Origin of the sequence: Chryseobacterium shigense (assembly GCF_900156575.1) — a bacterium.
Classification (GTDB): Bacteria; Bacteroidota; Bacteroidia; order Flavobacteriales; family Weeksellaceae; genus Chryseobacterium; species Chryseobacterium shigense.
On the sequence record NZ_FTNY01000010.1, the window covers coordinates 35,929 to 54,181 of the forward strand.

At 33.2% G+C, this 18,253-nt stretch carries 11 protein-coding genes, 1 tRNA gene and 1 pseudogene; 3 read left to right on the forward strand and 10 right to left on the reverse strand.

All coding sequences use genetic code 11. From position 1 onward, the window contains the following. Nucleotides 1-81 precede the first annotated feature (81 nt). Both BW964_RS21755 and BW964_RS21760 read right to left on the reverse strand, forming a co-directional pair. Nucleotides 82-1,050: an HNH endonuclease family protein gene (locus BW964_RS21755; RefSeq protein ID WP_076510648.1), complete on the reverse strand. Its 969-nt coding sequence runs from the start codon at nt 1,048-1,050 to the stop codon at nt 82-84. A gap of 3 nt (nt 1,051-1,053) precedes the next feature. Continuing rightward, entirely contained in the window at nt 1,054-3,462 is a 2,409-nt protein-coding gene (locus tag BW964_RS21760; protein ID WP_076510650.1) for an AAA family ATPase, read from the reverse strand. A gap of 241 nt (nt 3,463-3,703) precedes the next feature. Here BW964_RS21760 and BW964_RS21765 point away from each other — a divergent pair, with 241 nt between their 5' ends. Next, nucleotides 3,704-8,551 (forward strand): RecQ family ATP-dependent DNA helicase, encoded by a 4,848-nt coding sequence (locus tag BW964_RS21765; protein ID WP_084176126.1) that lies wholly within the window; start codon nt 3,704-3,706, stop codon nt 8,549-8,551. 43 nt (nt 8,552-8,594) lie between these two features. Here the strand turns inward: BW964_RS21765 and BW964_RS21770 are convergent, their stop codons facing one another. The 4 genes from BW964_RS21770 to BW964_RS21785 all read right to left on the reverse strand — a co-directional run bounded on the left by BW964_RS21770 (nt 8,595) and on the right by BW964_RS21785 (nt 11,806). Further along, complete coding sequence (locus BW964_RS21770; protein ID WP_076510652.1) at nt 8,595-9,812, reverse strand: site-specific integrase; 1,218 nt, start codon at nt 9,810-9,812, stop codon at nt 8,595-8,597. 252 nt (nt 9,813-10,064) lie between these two features. Further along, nucleotides 10,065-10,149: transfer RNA gene (locus BW964_RS21775), tRNA-Ser, on the reverse strand. A gap of 441 nt (nt 10,150-10,590) precedes the next feature. After that, entirely contained in the window at nt 10,591-11,172 is a 582-nt protein-coding gene (locus BW964_RS21780) for a DUF6624 domain-containing protein (RefSeq protein WP_076510654.1), read from the reverse strand. A 55-nt stretch (nt 11,173-11,227) separates the two neighbouring features. Then, a complete protein-coding gene (locus BW964_RS21785; protein WP_076510656.1) occupies nt 11,228-11,806 on the reverse strand; it encodes a hypothetical protein in 579 nt (192 codons plus the stop codon). A 186-nt stretch (nt 11,807-11,992) separates the two neighbouring features. Between BW964_RS21785 and BW964_RS21790 the strand changes: the two genes are divergently transcribed. Continuing rightward, a complete protein-coding gene (locus tag BW964_RS21790) occupies nt 11,993-14,803 on the forward strand; it encodes a TonB-dependent receptor (protein ID WP_076510657.1) in 2,811 nt (936 codons plus the stop codon). A 4-nt stretch (nt 14,804-14,807) separates the two neighbouring features. Continuing rightward, a complete protein-coding gene (locus BW964_RS21795; protein WP_076510660.1) occupies nt 14,808-15,839 on the forward strand; it encodes a phytase in 1,032 nt (343 codons plus the stop codon). 300 nt (nt 15,840-16,139) lie between these two features. Here BW964_RS21795 and BW964_RS22655 read toward each other — a convergent pair whose 3' ends face one another. The 4 genes and pseudogenes from BW964_RS22655 to BW964_RS22260 all read right to left on the reverse strand — a co-directional run. Next, a complete protein-coding gene (locus BW964_RS22655) occupies nt 16,140-16,313 on the reverse strand; it encodes a hypothetical protein (RefSeq protein ID WP_165789227.1) in 174 nt (57 codons plus the stop codon). 23 nt (nt 16,314-16,336) lie between these two features. Further along, nucleotides 16,337-16,553, reverse strand: a pseudogene (locus BW964_RS22910) (RHS repeat-associated core domain-containing protein); the annotation flags it as partial. Nucleotides 16,554-16,619: 66 nt separating this feature from the next. Further along, nucleotides 16,620-17,141, reverse strand: a complete 522-nt coding sequence (locus BW964_RS21805; protein WP_123912041.1) for a hypothetical protein — start codon at nt 17,139-17,141, stop codon at nt 16,620-16,622. Nucleotides 17,142-17,145: 4 nt separating this feature from the next. After that, a partial coding sequence (locus BW964_RS22260) for an RHS repeat-associated core domain-containing protein (RefSeq protein WP_317044356.1) occupies nt 17,146-18,253 on the reverse strand: 1,108 nt, incomplete at its 5' end.

The window sequence follows — 18,253 nt, forward strand, 5'->3', positions numbered from 1 at the left end:
ATGAATAACAACAATTCAACCTAATATCAAAATTTTAGACAATTATTTTTAAGGCAAACTTTTTTAATATTGTAAATTATTTTAATCAATCTCTAAAAGTTTTTCAATAATATCATTTTTAAACTTACTGAAAGGTCTTTTATGATAATCATTTTGATTCTTTTCTACCCCAAATAGTAATCTATATTTTTCATCATAAGAAGGTTCAACTTCGTGCAATTTCTCTAAAAGAAATGTAATGTAATTTGTAGTGTATTTTTTTCTGAGATTATATAGATCTTTCAATTCTAAATGAGAATGGGCTTGATAAATCTCTTTTGTTAAATTAAAATTCAATGTCTGTATGATTTTATTGCCGGTAACATCTCTAAACTTCACAATAAATTCGTCACTACTTTCTTCATAAGTAAAATCAAATTTAAAATTCTCACTATTATCTGGAAAGTAAGGGTGGAGCATTTCTAATAAAGAATTATTCTCCCACCAGTCATCCTCTTTATCTGACTGACCTTTAATATGATTGCAAGAACCGCAGGAAGGAATTAGGTTAAAAAAAGAAAGTGCCAGAATTGGAAACATACTTTTGGGAAACCAATGGTCTAACTGTGAAGAAGCATGCTTGGTAGATACATTTAAAGTATAATTTCTATTACAATATGTACAAGTTGACCTACTAAGCAAATTGACAAAATCCTTTCCATGTTTTTTTTGATAAAAATTAGTGTAACCAGATTCTTTAAAGAGTTTCTCAATCTCTGATTTGTCAGACTCAATTACTTCATTATTTTTGTAAGAACTAACTATTTTTAATAAATCAGTTGGAATTCCAGTAATTAGCCGTTCAATAATATCAAAAGTGAAGAACAATTTTGTTTCATTAGAAAAAGAGATTTTATAAGCTTCAGTTCTTTTATTTTTACATTCATCTTGTCCACAATAATCGCAAATATCATTTGTTCTCGCAACACCATGAATCTTAATTTTAAGCCAACATAATAATACTTTTTGATGGTATTCTAAAGCTTTACTGTATTCTTTAATAAATAGCATGATTTAATTTTTTTTTAGATTTAAATCATTAAAAACAATTCCTACCATTTCTTTGATTTTGTTTTTTATTAATCGTTCGCCAATCAATTCAGCGATTTCCAAAATTTGATTTGACGTATAATTATCATTATTATTAAGTTTACTTTTAAATATGGTGATTTCTTTTGCCATATGATTGCGTAATGATTCAGAAAAAATATTATTCTGCACATTATCTTGTAATTCTAAAATTTTATTTTTAAGAAATAAAAACTCTATTATTTTATCAATCTTCATACTTGCGAATGTCCCCATCGTATTACCTTCTAAGAAAAATTCATCAGATAGTAAGTCGTGAATATTGGCACCAAACGAATTATATCCGTCTAGATCATTAACAGCAACACCTTCCTTCAATCTTAAAACGTTTTGGGTGGGAATATCTGAAAGTATAAAAGGAGAGTGAGTAGAAAAAATTATATTAAAATTTAAGTTTGAGAAGTATTGGATGCTATTAATTAAATTATTTATAAAGCTTCTTTGAAATTCAGGATGGAAATATAGCTCCACTTCATCAAAAATAATATTAATATTTTCATACTTTTTCTTCCTTCTGCTTTTTTTTACTGAAGTTATATTATATAGATGGTAAGTGATATTAAGTAATGAGTGCATCATTTGCTGTTCGCCAGAACTGAGCCTATTAAAAGGATATATTTTTTCATTTTTTTTAACTAAAATTTCTGGTTCAAAAAATGAAATTGGGATGTTGTGAATTTCAGAAGTCGAAAGTAATTTTTGATCAATTATAATATTATATAATTGTGGTATTACTTTCTTATTTTCATCTTCTACAGTTTTTATCTGAAGTTTACCAAAAATGTTTTTATAAAAATAATTTACAGCTTGTCTAAACTTAAAAGCTACATGTGTGTCATCAACAGTAAGACTTTTAATGTAAATTTTAAATAAGTCGATTCTATGAAGATCTACAATATCTTTAAAATTTTCAAATACTAATTCAATTACATTATCAAGCTCTGAATCTTTTTCAATTATAAAGGATTGTAATACATTATCTATTTCAAGTTTGATATCGTGATTTACTGAATTCAGTAATATATTAAGTATCGAATTATTTTTTACAAAATGCCTAAATGATTCAGAAAGTTGACTTTCATATTTTTTAATATTAATAAATTCAGCTCCACTTTTTAAACCTATTTTCTTTAGAAAATTTCGTTTGAATTTATCTAATTCTTCTTTGAAAATATCGTTATCCCAAGTAAGATTAAACAAAAAATTATATTTTTTGTATTCATCATAATTATATGATATTCTCTTCAATTTTTTAAATATGTATAAAAAACATAAATAGCTAATCTCTGTTCGGAAATTATTATTTGATAATTCTGTTATATGAAATTCTCTGTTTTTATCTTTGTTCTGTAAAAAAAAATTCAGAGCTTCAATTTGATTATTCTTTTTATTTCCAATGAAGATAATGTCGAGAAGTTGAGAAAATCTATTTAAACCACCAAAATTATTAACATCCAGGAAACTGATTATATCATTAACAATCAGTTTAGTTTTTTCTCCGGGAAATGTTTCGTCTTCAATAAATTGGGATTCTCTAATATTTAAAAAGTAGTTTACCTCGTGTAATTCTATGTTATCAACTAGATTATGGTTTTTAATAACAAAATTATTTAGAATTAACCTTGCCTGAGCTAAATTATACTCATTATTTACATCTATATTCCCTTCATTTCGAAAAGGGTTTATAACTATTGGGGATTGATAGCCGTCATTTTTATGAAATAATTTTTCAATCCATTTTCCTGAAACTTTACTATTGAGACCATAAATACTGTAGTTCACAACTAAAGAATAGAATTTAAATATAATTTCATCAGGGCTTTTAGATACGATGAATTTTAAATTTTCATCTAATTTGTAAACTTTGGTTATTACAGAGGTAGATGATTTATATTTATGAGATATTTTGTAATACTCATTATTAAATAAATAATACAGTTCTAAATTGATCTGATTATAATTTATCTTAGAATCTTCAAACTTAAGAATTGAACCCTTTTTACTAATATTAAATATAAATGCATATAAAAGTTCGAGTAAACTACTTTTTCCACTGCCATTTTTTCCCACTATCGCAGTTACATTAACATTTTCTCTATAAAACAAACTTGGTACCTCTTGTTTGAATGTTATGCTTTCTATATTGTAGTATAAGATTCTATTTTGTGATTGATTTTGTTTCTGTAATTCTATAAAAGACAAATCTTTATTATCGTTCTTATAGATGTACTCGTATTCATTGTAGAAACGATAGATATAGTTTTCTTGTAAATTTTTTAGAAAATGTGAATCGCAATCAGCCATTGGTCGAATTGCTAATAATTTAAAACTCATGGTATTTTAGTTTATATAAATATACTAAAGATCTAATCTACTTGAGAATAAAAGTAGACTAATAAATAATAGATTTTTGGATTGAAACATTTTTATAATATTATATTAAATTATTAGTACATATTGTTTTCCAGTTTGTTATATTTTATTTAATTTAACTAATCTGAAATTAATGTAAAGATTAAAAATAGTAATCTTTATTTTTTTGCAGATAAAAAAACAAAATAACTATTGATATACATTGACAGAAGAAGCAAAAGACAATAGTCTTATTTCATATATTGATACTGAAATTGACCCTAAAAGTCACAAAATCCTTGATATCGGAGGAATAAAAAATGATGGAAGCTCATTTCATAAAACATCGATAGCAGAATTTGTCCAATTTCTTGGAACAACCCAGTTCGTTTGTGGACACAACATCATCAATCACGATATTAAGTATATTGGGAAAGCTATTACTGATGCAGGTATTAAACCTGAAAACATCATAGATACTCTGTACCTTTCTCCTCTATTATTCCCCACAAGACCTTATCATGCTCTTTTGAAAGATGATAAGCTTCAAACAGAAGATCTTAATAATCCTCTCAATGATTCAATCAAAGCAAGAGATTTATTTCATGATGAAGTAGTAGCCTTTGACGAAACGGATGAAATCCTCAAGCAAATTTTTTATTTGCTTTTAAAAGATAAAAAAGAGTTTAGTAGCTTTTTTCGCTTTATTAATTATACAAATGCAAACATTGACATTGAACAGTTGATTCGGCTAAAATTCAAAGATGAAATTTGTGAAAATATTAATTTAACTAGAATCATTGAAGGATATTGTATTGAATTAGCCTACTGTTTATCACTCATTAATTCTTTTATTGATAATAAAAAAATCCATTCCATCACACCGCCTTGGGTATTAAAGAATTATCCGGAAGTAGAAAGATTAATGCTTTTATTACGAAACAAACCTTGTATAAGCGGATGTGCTTATTGTAGTAATGCATTAGACATACACAAAGGACTAAAAAAGTTTTTTGGTTTTGATGCATATCGAACGTATGATGGTGAAGCTCTACAGCAAAAAGCAGTACAAGCAGCAGTAAATAATAAATCATTACTCGCCGTTTTCCCTACCGGAGGCGGTAAATCTATTACCTTTCAGGTTCCTGCTCTTATGAGTGGAGAAAACTCAAAAGGATTAACTATAATTATCTCTCCTTTACAATCTTTAATGAAAGATCAGGTTGATAATCTGGAAAAAAATGGTATTACCGATGCTGTTACTATAAATGGTCTGCTTGATCCAATTGAAAGAGCCAAATCATTTGAAAGAGTTGAAGATGGATCTGCTTCAATTTTATATATATCCCCCGAATCATTACGTTCAAAAAGCATTGAACGATTGATGTTAGGTAGAAAAATTATCCGGTTTGTTATTGATGAAGCACACTGCTTTTCTTCCTGGGGTCAGGATTTTAGAGTAGATTATTTATATATCGGTGATTTTATCAAATCAATTCAGGATAAAAAAAATTTAGAAGAAGGAATACCAGTATCTTGCTTTACAGCTACAGCAAAACAAAAGGTGATTGAGGATATTCGTGATTACTTTAAAGAGAAATTAGATCTTGATCTTGAATTATTTACATCGAAAGCTTCGAGATCAAATCTGCGTTATAAAGTCTTTGAAAAAGCTGATGAAGATGAAAAATATCAAGCCATAAGAGACTTGGTAGAAGAGAAAAACTGCCCAACTATTATTTATGTATCACGGACAAGAAAAGCATATCTACTTGCTGAAAGATTGTCAAAAGATGGCTTTAATGCAAAGCCATATCATGGTAAAATGGATAAGCAAGAAAAATCTGAAAACCAAGATTCTTTTATTAACGGTGACACACAAATTATGGTTGCAACATCTGCCTTCGGAATGGGAGTGGATAAAAAAGATGTAGGAATGGTCATCCATTATGAAATCTCAGATTCACTGGAAAACTATGTTCAGGAAGCCGGAAGAGCTGGGAGAGACGAAAATATTATTGCTGATTGCTTTGTGCTTTTTAACGAAGAAGATCTTGGCAAACATTTTATATTGCAGAATCAAACCAAACTCTCCATTAAAGAAATACAACAAGTTTGGAAAGCCATTAAAGATATAACCCGATTCCGATCAACTGTTTCCAATTCTGCTTTAGAAATAGCAAGAAAAGCAGGATGGGATGATAACGTAGTACAAATAGAAACAAGAGTAACTACAGCCATTGCAGCACTGGAAGATGCAGGATATTTGAAAAGAGGACAAAATATGCCTAGAGTTTTTGCCAATAGTATTTTAACCAAAAATGCGCAGGAAGCTATTGACAAAATCAATTTATCTACAAAATTTGAAGAAAAGCAGAAAGAAAAAGGTATTAGAATTATCAAGAAGCTTTTTTCAAGCAAAAGTCGCAAGCAATCCAACGAAGAAACCGCAGAATCTAGGGTTGATTATATTAGCGATCATTTGGGTATAGTGAAAGAGGAAGTAATTAATATTTTAACTCTTCTCCGTGAAGAAAAAATTTTAGCAGATACAAAAGACTTAACGGCATTTATCAAAAGAGGAGAGAATATAAATCGCTCACTTAATATTGTTGAGTCATTCAGTAAAATTGAAAATTTCTTACTTCCGTTTTTTGATCAGCAGGAAAAGGTATTTCATATCAAAGAACTTAATGAGGAGGCGGAAAATATGGGATGTGAAAATATTAATACCAACCAAATAAAAACGATTATCAACTTCTGGTCAATTAAGAATTGGATCAAAAGACAAAATCTAGAATATTCAAAAAACCATGTTGCTGTTGTTAGCCTATTTTCCAAAGAAATATTGAAAGACAAGCTTGAAAAAAGACATGAATTGGCTCGTTTCATTGTGGAATTTCTGTATAGGAAAAGTAATTTGGAAGCTACGAAAGATGAAGCTGATAAAGATGAAGTACTCGTAGAATTTTCAGTTCATGAATTGAAATCTGCTTATGAGAGTAGTCAAAATCTATTTAAAATAGACGTCGATATTACGGATGTTGAAGATACATTATTTTATTTGTCAAGAATTGAGGCCATAAAAATTGAGGGAGGCTTTTTAGTCGTTTATAACCGATTAACCATCGAGCGTACAGAACAGGATAATAAAAAACGATATACTAAGGATGACTATCAAAGACTAAATCAATTTTACGAAAACAAGATTCAGCAAATCCACATTGTTGGAGAATACGCAAAGAAAATGATTACCGATTATCAAAATGCTTTACAATTCGTAGAAGACTATTTTCAGTTAAATTATACATCCTTTCTCAGTAAATATTTTAAAGGAAGTAGGCAGAATGAGATTAGACGTAATCTAACACCAGCAAAATTCAATCAGCTTTTTGGAGAACTTTCTCCAACACAACTAAAAATCATAAACGACAAAGAAGCACAACATATTGTTGTAGCGGCTGGACCAGGTAGTGGGAAAACACGAGTGCTTGTACATAAACTTGCATCCCTTCTTCTAATGGAGGATATTAAGCAAGAGCAGCTACTTATGATAACTTTTTCCAGAGCAGCTGCTACCGAATTTAAAAAACGATTGATAAAGCTTATTGGAAATGCAGCCAATTATGTTGAAATGAAAACATTTCATTCCTATTGTTTTGATTTATTAGGTAAAGTCGGAAACCTAGAGAAATCTGATACAATTTTGAAAAAAACAATTGAGAAAATAAAAAATGGTGAAGTTGAAGCGAGCAGAATTACCAAAACAGTACTAGTAATTGATGAAGCTCAAGACATGGATGAGGATGAACATAGGCTTATCAATACATTGATGGAACAAAATGAGGAAATGAGGGTTATTGCTGTAGGAGATGATGATCAGAATATCTATGAATTCAGAGGTGCAAGCTCAAAGTATTTAGAGCAGTTTATTTTGTCCAATAATGCTGTTAAATATGAGTTAATAGAAAATTACAGGAGTAAAAGTAATCTTGTTGTATTTGCTAATGAATTTGTTAAGCAGATTTCGCATCGATTAAAGATTACACCAATTTTATCTACGCAAATTGACAATGGAGAAATAAAAATTGTAAAATACGAAAGTGGAAATCTGACCACACCTACTGTTTCAGATATAATTAATATGAATCTCTCAGGCACTACATGTGTGCTGACAAAGACAAATGAAGAGGCTTTGCAGATTACGGGTCTACTTTTAAAAAATAAAATGCCAGCAAAACTAATCCAAACTAATGACGGTTTCAGTTTGTATAACCTTGTAGAAGTTAGATTCTTCTTAAGTAAATTAAACTTAGACAGTGATACATTCATTATTAGTGATGAGGTATGGGAAATAGCAAAAAAAGAACTGAAGAATAAATTTCAAAGCAGTGATAAGCTAGAAATTTGTGGCAATATTATCAAAGAGTTTGAAGCCACAAACACTAAAAGAAAATACAAATCTGATTTGGAAGTATTTGTAAGAGAATCCAAACTAGAAGATTTTTTTAATGAAAATGGAGAAACCATTTTTGTATCAACTATCCATAAGGCTAAGGGTAAAGAGTTTGATAATGTTTTTTTACTACTTGAGAACTTTAATCTTTCAACAGATGAAGTTAAACGACAGTTATATGTCGGTATTACCAGAGCAAAACGCAACTTAAATATTCATACAAATTCTAAATTTCTTGATAATTTTTTTGTAGATAATTTAATGCGTATTGAGGATAATGAATTATATTTCCAGCCGAACGAATTAGCTATGCATCTAACCTATAAGGATGTATGGCTGGATTATTTTATAAACAAACAGCATCTGGTTTCAGAGCTTCAATGTGGAGATATATTAATCTTCAATGGAAATGAATGTGTTAATTCTCGTCATCAACCTATTTTAAGGTTTTCTAAACAATTTCGACAGAGAATAGAGCAGATGAAAACAAAATTATATGAATTAAAAAGCATAAAAGTGAACTTCATAGTATATTGGTTAAAAGAAGATACATTACAAGAAATTAAAATTATTTTGCCTGAAGTTTATTTCGAAAAAACAATCCTTCAGGCTTAGAAAAGAATCTCCTACAAGAAGCTAAAAAATAGTATAATAGCTTTTATTTATTGTCAAGTTTGCTTCTTAAAGCCAACATATCATCACTCACTTTCTTATCCAAAATCTTCGCATAATGCTGTGTAGTTTTTATATTAGTATGTCCCAGCATTTTACTTACACTTTCAATCGGAACGCCATTAGACAATGTTACAGTTGTAGCGAAAGTATGTCTAGCGATATGAAACGTCAGCTCTTTATTGATTCCACAGACGTTCACAATTTCTTTAAGATAGGAATTCATTTTTTGATTACTGAGAACGGGAAACAAGACATTTGAATTTACACATTCTGGGTGGTCTTCATATTTTAAAATCAGTTCCTGTGCTAAAGGTAATAATGGAACTCTGGTTGAGGTATCAGTTTTCTGACGATGTGTGAATATCCATTGGTCGCCATCTATTCCAATATTGACGTTAGATTTCGTCAATTTCTTTACATCAACATACGCTAAACCTGTATAGCAACTAAAAAGAAAAATATCACGTACTTGGTTTAGCCTTTCTGACGCAAATTCCTTTTCATAGATTGTCTGAATTTCTTCCTTTGTAAGATATGGACGTTCCACTACTTTAAGCTTTGCTTTGTAGCCTAAAAAGGGATCTTTGGTGAGCCATCCATTTGCGATACATAAACGAATGATCTTTTTAAAATTCTTGATGTACTTTACTGCAGTATTATTAGCGCATTTGCGTACACTCCGAAGCCAGAAGTCATAATCCATTATAAAAGCGTGATCGATTTTTGTAATGTCAATATCAGATGTTTTATATTTCCAGATTAGAAATTCCTGCGTATGCTTTAACGATGTTTTATAACGCTCCAATGTTCCGGGGGCAAAATCCTGACCTACCAGTGCTTCCACTTTATCATTATGATCCTGAAAAATAGGAATGAGCATTCGTGTGGAAACATCGGTTCCAAGCAGTTTAGATTTTAAACCTTCAGATGTTACAAAGTCTTCTTCTTTCAGCATCTGGTAGTGAGAATCGTAAACTTGTTGTTCCAAAGTTTTAAGATACACATTAAGCGTTTTCGCCTCCTGAGAGTTGCCAACTGCTTTATGTGCTTTAACATCCCATCTCTGTGGGTCGATGTACCTCTTAGCGGCAATGTCCGCTGCCTTGCCATCTATCGTGATTCGTAAGTAGATGGGAGCAGTTCCGTTTGTTCTGATTTTATTCTTTTTTATAAAGAATAACAGGTTGAATGTTTTGTTCATAGTGTGGTAACTTTAATTGTTAATAATTTACTTTTTATTACCACTTTCTGCAAGATGTACAATCGTTAGACTGCCTGTTAGTCGGCTTTCCCTGAATTTTTCGTGACCCATTTTCAAATTTTCAGGATGGGTCACGGAATAGGTCATATAAATCGTGACCTATTTTGATTTTTTTTGATTCTAGCGCAAAACAAAAAACGCTGTAAACATTGATGTTTACAGCGTTTTAGCTTATTTTAGTATCTCTACCAGCGGAGAGAGAGGGATTCGAACCCCCGGACCTGTTACAGTCAATAGTTTTCAAGACTATCGCAATCGACCACTCTGCCATCTCTCCTGAATAACGGCTGTACCGTTGTTTTCAGTGGTGCAAATATATAAAGTTTTTTAGAACTGACAAAATATTTTTAGCTGTTTATCAAAAATTTTGAACTTTGACAGCAGCAGTACTACTCTATTTAAGATTTCCCTTAGATATAATAATCTGATACAGAATAGGATTCAAAGATCAGACTTATTTTACCTGGCCGATATTCAAAATGTTTTATTTTTATAGTATTATTTTCAAAAAATTTGAAAAACACGAAAAAGCGCCTTGATTCCCTGCACGAAAGTGTTCTTATATCTCTTTATCCTTCTTTTTTTTCTCTATTTATGCTAATACATTCTATTTCCAGATGCTTGAATACAGAAAACAAAAAGATGAAAATCTGCACCTTTTGTAAATCCTGAAATTCATTGGGTTTTCAAAAAACATGAATTCATGATTCCATCCTTTTTACATTCCTGACGGAAATGCAGAAATCCACCCTACTTTGAGTCTCCACCTGTTATAATCTATATCTTTTCTATCGATTTCGGGGATATCTTCTGCACCGGAAATCCTATTGATCTCTTCCGGGGAAAAAGTTGGAAGATCTACTTTTAGCCGTTCTTTATTAAGATGCATTTTATTTTCTACAGGATAAGGAATTCCTTCTGAGGTCAATTGTGTTCCATACCGCTGCGGTTTGCTCTCGAAAACCTGAATCCTGTCATACAAATAGGCAATATTTGATGGATGGATATCATTACTGTTTTCCATCATCATCTTATAACAGTTTTTCATAAATTCAGGCTCCCCAATCGAATGCTGAATAATGAGCCATGCTGCGTTCCCGGCTTGTGCACCGACTTTTGAAACTGTTGGAAATCCAATTTCCTTAATGATTTCCCGAAGCCTTTCCGCATTCTTTCTGTGGATCATTTCCATTTCAGGATGATAGCCACCGGAAAGCTGACCTTCCGACATCAACCGATCTCTTGCAGAAAGGTCCTTTTGAGCCAATTCTATTAATTCTTTCGAAAATGTATTGTCCATCCTTTTAAGTTCAAATTATTTCATGAAGAATACAATCTATAACAATAAAATGCAACTAATGATAGTCTTCAATTACTTTACTATACTTTTCAATATAAGCTCTGAACATTTCTGCACGGGTTGACAGATCATAGATTTCCCTTCCGTTGATCACCAGCTTTTCGGGAGCTTTTCCGTTACAATGCCTTCCCCGGGAATATAGTGCGGTATTCAGTTCTTTAAAATTTCTTTCAGCATCCGCTTCAGACTTAAATTCATATACCCGGATGACGAAATCAGGATAAAAATCTTTCGTTCCTTTTTCTGGTTTATGACTTTTTGCAAAATACTCCCTTATTCCGTTTCCGGCTATTACTTTCACTCTGTTTTCTTCACAATTATTGAAAGACCGGTTCTGGTTTTTTCTCATTTCAAAACTGAAACCTGCTTTTTGTAATTCCACACCGAGATCATTGATCAGCTTTTGATGGCCCTCTGTATTTTGGGTCTTGATCGTATCATACGCGGTATCTTTATCTGGCATATCTTCAATAGACAATGCTTCTTTGTCTTCTTTTTTCACCGAATCATTTTTGTTTCCACTGCATGAAAAGATGAATATCAATAATGGAAGAAACAGGATTTGTTTTTTCATGAAAACTCGATTTATTATTTAACCTAAACTACGAAAAATTTGAAAGTAATATCTTAGAAAAATAAGCTCGAAGCTCTAGGACTATTATCAGTTGTTCACAAATCCTTAAAATAATCGTAATCTTAATTTCAGGTATTTTCCCAAACAGACGTTTAATTTTGCTCAGATCTAATATAAACTAATAAAGTGAAGAAAATTTTTACCTCTGTTTTGTTTTGTGCCTCTCTATTTTTTTATGCACAGACTGGTAGTCTTTCCGGAAATATTAATGATGATTCAAAATTATCTCTTCCGGGTGCCAAGATATCTCTGACACCCGGAAATATCTATACCACCTCAGATGACCATGGTAATTTCGTTTTCCTGAATGTTCCTCCTGGAAATTATACTATGAAAGTGGATTACCTGGGCTATGGAACCAGTGAATACAGCGTGACTGTTGAAGCTGAAAAGAATACGAGACAGAATATTCTGTTCACCAGAAAAGAAACCACGATTGCAGAAGTAGTCGTAAGCGGATCTACACTGAAAAATCAGGCGAGAGCACTGAACAAGCAAAAAAATAACGCCAATATCACAAATGTAATTTCAGCTGATCAGATCGGACGTTTTCCTGATGCCAATATCGGAGATGCTTTAAAGCGTGTTCCGGGAATCACCATACAAAATGATCAGGGTGAAGCAAGAAATCTTATCATCAGAGGTTTGGCGCCCAATCTTAATTCTGTAACACTAAACGGAGACCGAATTCCTTCTGCTGAAGGAGATAACCGGAATGTTCAGATGGATCTTATTCCGTCTGATATGATTTCGACAATTGAGGTGAATAAAACTCTGACTCCCGATATGGATGCCGATGCCATCGGTGGTTCTGTAAACCTGATTACAAGAGCTTCTCCTAACGGACAGAGAATTTCTGCAACATTGGCCGGAGGTTATAATCCTATTCGTGAAAAGGGAAATTACACCGCAGGATTGGTCTACGGAAACCGTTTTTTAAACAAGAAATTAGGGGCTGTTTTCAGCTTTTCTTATAACAATAATAATTTTGGTTCAGACAATATAGAGCCTACCTGGAGTCTTGCCAATGACGTTGCTCAGACTGCTTACATCAGTAAAATGGGAGTTCGTTATTATAATGAACACCGGATCAGACACAGTTTTGATCTGAATATGGATTATGAATTCAACTCCAAAAACAAGATCTATGCTTCAGCGATGTACAATTTCAGAACGGATAAGGAAAACAGATTCGCTCTGGGGTATAAAGTAAAACCTGTTTATAATAGTGATGAAACTGAAATCACAGGATGGAAAGGAAGCATTACGAGACAGAATAAAGGTGGAGATTCTGATAATGACAACACCCGTCTGGAAAGACAGAAAGTTCAAAACTATGCCCTGAGAGGAGAACATCTTTTAGGTTCAAAGATCGATCTTGACTGGTCGATGAACTATGCAACGGCAAGTGAAAAGAAACCTCACGAACGCATGATAGAGTTTGAAAACGGAAAGATGAATTTCTCTTCTGACCTGAGTGATCCGGGAAGGCCAATGATCACTCCTCTTTCTGCAGATAATTTAGGGGTTTATCAGCTCAGCGATCTTTCGGATTCGAACAGCTTTACTCAGGAAAAGGAATTTGGAGGAAAGGTGAATGTCCGTTTTCCTTTTTCTGTGATTGAAAACCAGAAAGGAAGGCTTCGTACGGGTATCCGAGTACGATTAAAACAAAAGGAGCGAAACAATGATTATTATGCTTTTGACCCTTTAAATGATATGGGAAGCTTGCTGTCTGTTCCCACAATCCATCTTGACGGGCACAATTTCCAGCCCGGGAATTATGTTCCCGGAACTTTCGTCAATCCTTCTTATGTTGGCGGTCTGGATCTTTTTAATCCGAATTTATTCAATGGTGAATCTAAACCGGAAGAATTCCTTTCGAGCAATTATACGGCAAAAGAAAACATCTATGCGGGCTATATCAGATGGGACCAGGATTTCAGCGATACATTCTCCATGATCGTGGGAGCCCGTTTCGAAACCACAAAAATCGACTATACCGGAAATTATGTTTTGGATGAAGAGGATCTGGCAGGGAAAATCAACCGTACCAATTCTTACACCAATGTCCTTCCGAATCTATCGTTTAAATATGTTCCGGTTCAGGACCTTATCCTCCGTGCAGCTTTTACAACGGCTTTAGCGCGTCCCAATTACTATTCACTGGTTCCTTATCTTAACGTTATTTCAGCGGATGAAACCATCGCGGCAGGAAATCCGGATTTAAAGGCGACGTATGCTTATAATTTTGATTTTATGGCGGAGAAGTATTTTAAGTCTGTAGGGATTCTCTCCGGTGGTGTTTTTTATAAGAACCTGAAAGATTTTATTTATACGTATTCGAGAAGAAATTATACTTCCGATGATTTCGCCAATGATTTTGGAGGACAGTCTAATCCTATTCCTGCGGGAGCGGATAACTGGAGATTTAACCAGCAGCGTAATGGTGACAATGTAGATATTTACGGTTTTGAAGTGGCGCTTCAAAGACAATTGGATTTCATTCCGGGAGCTTTCTGGAAAGGTCTTGGCGTCTATGTCAACTACACCTACACCAAGTCAAAAGCAAAGGGAATCACAAATGAAGACGGTGTGGAAAGAACGGATGTAGGACTTCCAGGCGCGGCTCCTCATATGTTCAACGGATCGCTTTCATGGGAAAATAAGCGTTTCTCGGCAAGGGTTTCTATGAATTATGCTTCTCATTATATTGATGAATTAGGGGGAAAAGCATTTGAGGACCGTTATTATGACAAACAGGTTTTTCTGGATGCCAATGCTTCATATAAAATCACCAGTCAACTGAGAGTTTTTGCAGAAGCCAATAATCTGACCAATCAACCGTTACGATATTACCAGGGAATCCAGAGCAGAACTGCCCAGGTAGAATATTACAGACCCCGATTCACTTTAGGAGTGAAATTTGATTTTTAAACGCATGAAAAAGATACCATTTATACTGGCTGTTTCAGTTTTACCTTTTGTGGTAAGCTGCAGCACGCAATCATTAGGAAAAAAAATAACACCTTCAGTCATTACCGAAACGGTAGTCCATGATACGGATGATCCTGCAATATGGATCAATCCGGCAAATGCTTCCCAAAGCATCATTATCGGGACTGATAAAGATACTGATGGTGGCCTTTATGCTTTTGACCTGAACGGAAAGATCATCCGCAAAGTTTCCGGCTTAAAACGCCCAAACAATGTAGATCTGGAGTATGGTTTTATGCTGAACGGAAAACCAACAGATATTGCTGCCGTTACGGAAAGGGAAACGAATACAGTAAAATTATATAGTCTCCCGGATCTGAAGGAAGTAGGTGCATTTACTGTGTTTGATGGTGAAATGCAACGTGATCCTATGGGTATTTCGATGTACAAAAATCCGAAATCCGGTGAAATGTACGCTGTTGTGGGTCGAAAATCCGGTCCGGCAGATGGGTATCTGTGGCAGTATCAACTGTCTGAAAAAGACGGAAAAATAACGGGTGAAGCAGTGCGTAAGTTCGGAAAATACAGCGGATTAAAAGAGATCGAAAGTATTGCCGTAGATGATGAGATGGGTTATATTTATTATTCTGATGAACAGTTTGGAGTGCATCAGTATTATGCAGATCCGTCGAAAGGAAATGAGGAACTCCTTGTTTTCGGAAAGGGTGATTTTAAATCTGATGTGGAAGGAATCTCCATCTACCCTACCTCCTCTCAAACAGGTTATATTCTGGTTTCGAATCAACAGAAAGATACATTTAATGTATATCTTAGAGAAGATCCGGCCAGAGGAAAAATTGCAGAGATCCCCGTTTCCACAAGTGAGAGCGATGGATCAGAGGTGACGAATGTCAACTTAGGGCCTAAGTTTCCCAAAGGAGTATTTGTCGCTATGAGCAATGGAAGGGTTTTCCATTTTTATGACTGGAGGGTTATTGAGGAAAGGATAAAAAAGGCCCAGCAAACCGCTCAATAATTTTTCTATTAGAGCAGAGTTTGAGATGATGGCTGGATTGATCAATCGTTCTGTCACCGATAAAAGTATATGGTGAACAATTAGTCCATTTTTATCCGAGATCATAAAGCTAAAAAAGCATATTCGTAAAAATAAAAACTAAAAATACTGCCTATTGCTAAGCAGTATTTTTTTTATTTCAGAAGATCTTCCGGCTGTAACGTTAATATTCAAGTCATATGTCACTATTGAACCATATACTCCATCTATTATTTCACCTCGTGTCCTGTGGGTTCGATTGATGATCATTTAGTATTGAATTCATATGATCGTCAGTTCTATGATTTCAATAGCACCTTTCAACATATCACGAGCTGTTTGACTTCCTCCTGCATCAGAAGATTCTGTATAACTTAATTTCCCATCGTCTCCAACTGATAATTTAAGTCCTGTTTCTTGCTCCAAATTATTAACAATCTTATTTTGCGCTTCCAATGATATATTTTTCCCAATGTGATATCCTGATTTTGTATTCCATCAGGATCAATAAATCTTGTCGGGTTATTTAGGGCTCAGATGGACACGAGCGAGACGCTCGCGCCAGCGGGGGGAAAAATTATGCCCCTTTTCGCTTAAAGGATCTACAACACCCCAACGTCCAATATCCGGCATGTATTGTCTCCAGCCGTAATCATACATCCCAGATTCTTGGAGTTCTTTCCCGTTGTACTTGTAGCTCTTACATCTTACTATAAAGAGAGAGACTACCTCAAAGGCAGTCTCTTAATTTGTTATATAGTTTTACTCTTCGTAGTCCTTTGAAAACTTTACTCCTTTTCTCATAAGCAATTCTTTTATTTCTTTTGATTTTTGATAAGGAGATGTTATGCGAATAATTTCATTTTTAGAATTAAAGATAATATGCCAATTTTTAGTATTGTAATCTATTAGATCTTTTGCTAAATTGAAATTTTCATATTTAGTTTCTTTAAATGATTTGTTTAATATATCTGATTTGTTTAATGATTCATCTATAATTAATTTATAACCACCTATTTGATAGACTTTAGTGTATTTTACATCTTGCAATAACATTGGACTTACAAAAGTAACATCCACCCAATAGCTATTTTCATAATATTTACTTGTATTAGCTCCAATTAATAATATGTTTTCCTCTTTATTTAAAATCTTTCCTGAATTTCTATATTCAATATATGTTTTAACTATATCTTGATATAAGTTACTTTTCTTTTGGCTATAAAAATAATTTTTACAGCTACAAAGAATTATAAGGCACATTAGTAAACAAAATCTTTTCATATTTTTATTTTTTTGTTCTACCTGTATATACAGACACTTCGTTACTATATCTAAAATAACCTACATTAGGCGTATATTGATATGAATCTTTAATATTTATATCATATTTTATACGATCACCCGTAGGTAGTGATAATTCACTTACCCATGTTCCCTTTCTAAGAAAAGAAGTAAATCCTGAAGGACCAGGTTCTGAACCTGATATATGAGAGTGAACTCTTTCTTGAATTGTTGCCATATTTATAAAATGAGAAGAACTTGATCCTGGTAGGCTTACATTAACATAACCAATTGTCTTAACTATACTAGAACTCGAATTAGCTGTATGATTTGTAGTTATAATATTTGTATTAAAACCATCTGAAAAACCTAATCTATCCTGTCCAAATTCGACTTTTGTATTACTAGCAGCAAATTCAAAAAACTGGGTTGCAACATCATAATTTTGAATTTGTAAATATGTATATCTGGATGATCCTGCTTCTCCATCATGACCTTGTGTTACAATGTTTTCTGTCTTAGCATCTCCTATTTGCGAATCTCCAGTTGGATTTGATTCTGATACACCTGTCCTTGCAATCTGGATAGACTTAGACTCATCTTCGTTTGTAATAGTATCATAAGCATTATTGTCTTTTGTTCTTTCTATGTTACCATTGTTAAAGATCTTAATCTTATCTTCTGCCTGCATTCCATCTGGGTCAATAAATCTTATAGGATTATTAAAAGCATAATTATAAGGGCTATGTCTGGTCATCTTCTCCGCCAGCGGATCCACAACACCCCATCTTCCAATATCCGGCATATACATTCTCGCTCCATAATCGTACATTCCCGTCTCTTGGAGTTCCTTTCCGTTGTACTTATAACTATAATACCCTCCAAGTCTAGAACTGCTAATCATTCCCTGAATATGATTCAATCCAAAAGGATAGTAGTTATTAGTATCGGTAACCCCCAGAACGCCTTCGCTGTGTTTCGCAAAACTTACCCTCGCATTGCCAAGGTGGTCTCTGAACTGGTAAATATAACGGTTTTCTGTGAAACTGTAAAATCCTTCTGAAGTAGGCACAAAATCAAGTTTCCATTCAGGGGAGCCTCCGATAACAAGG

Coding starts and splice junctions, on each gene's coding strand:
- BW964_RS21770 (WP_076510652.1), bottom strand. CDS start 9,812: ATGAACAAAACATTCAACCTGTTATTCTTTATAAAAAAGAATAAAATC.
- BW964_RS21780 (WP_076510654.1), bottom strand. CDS start 11,172: ATGGACAATACATTTTCGAAAGAATTAATAGAATTGGCTCAAAAGGAC.
- BW964_RS21755 (WP_076510648.1), bottom strand. CDS start 1,050: ATGCTATTTATTAAAGAATACAGTAAAGCTTTAGAATACCATCAAAAA.
- BW964_RS21795 (WP_076510660.1), top strand. CDS start 14,808: ATGAAAAAGATACCATTTATACTGGCTGTTTCAGTTTTACCTTTTGTG.
- BW964_RS21805 (WP_123912041.1), bottom strand. CDS start 17,141: ATGAAAAGATTTTGTTTACTAATGTGCCTTATAATTCTTTGTAGCTGT.
- BW964_RS21760 (WP_076510650.1), bottom strand. CDS start 3,462: ATGAGTTTTAAATTATTAGCAATTCGACCAATGGCTGATTGCGATTCA.
- BW964_RS21785 (WP_076510656.1), bottom strand. CDS start 11,806: ATGAAAAAACAAATCCTGTTTCTTCCATTATTGATATTCATCTTTTCA.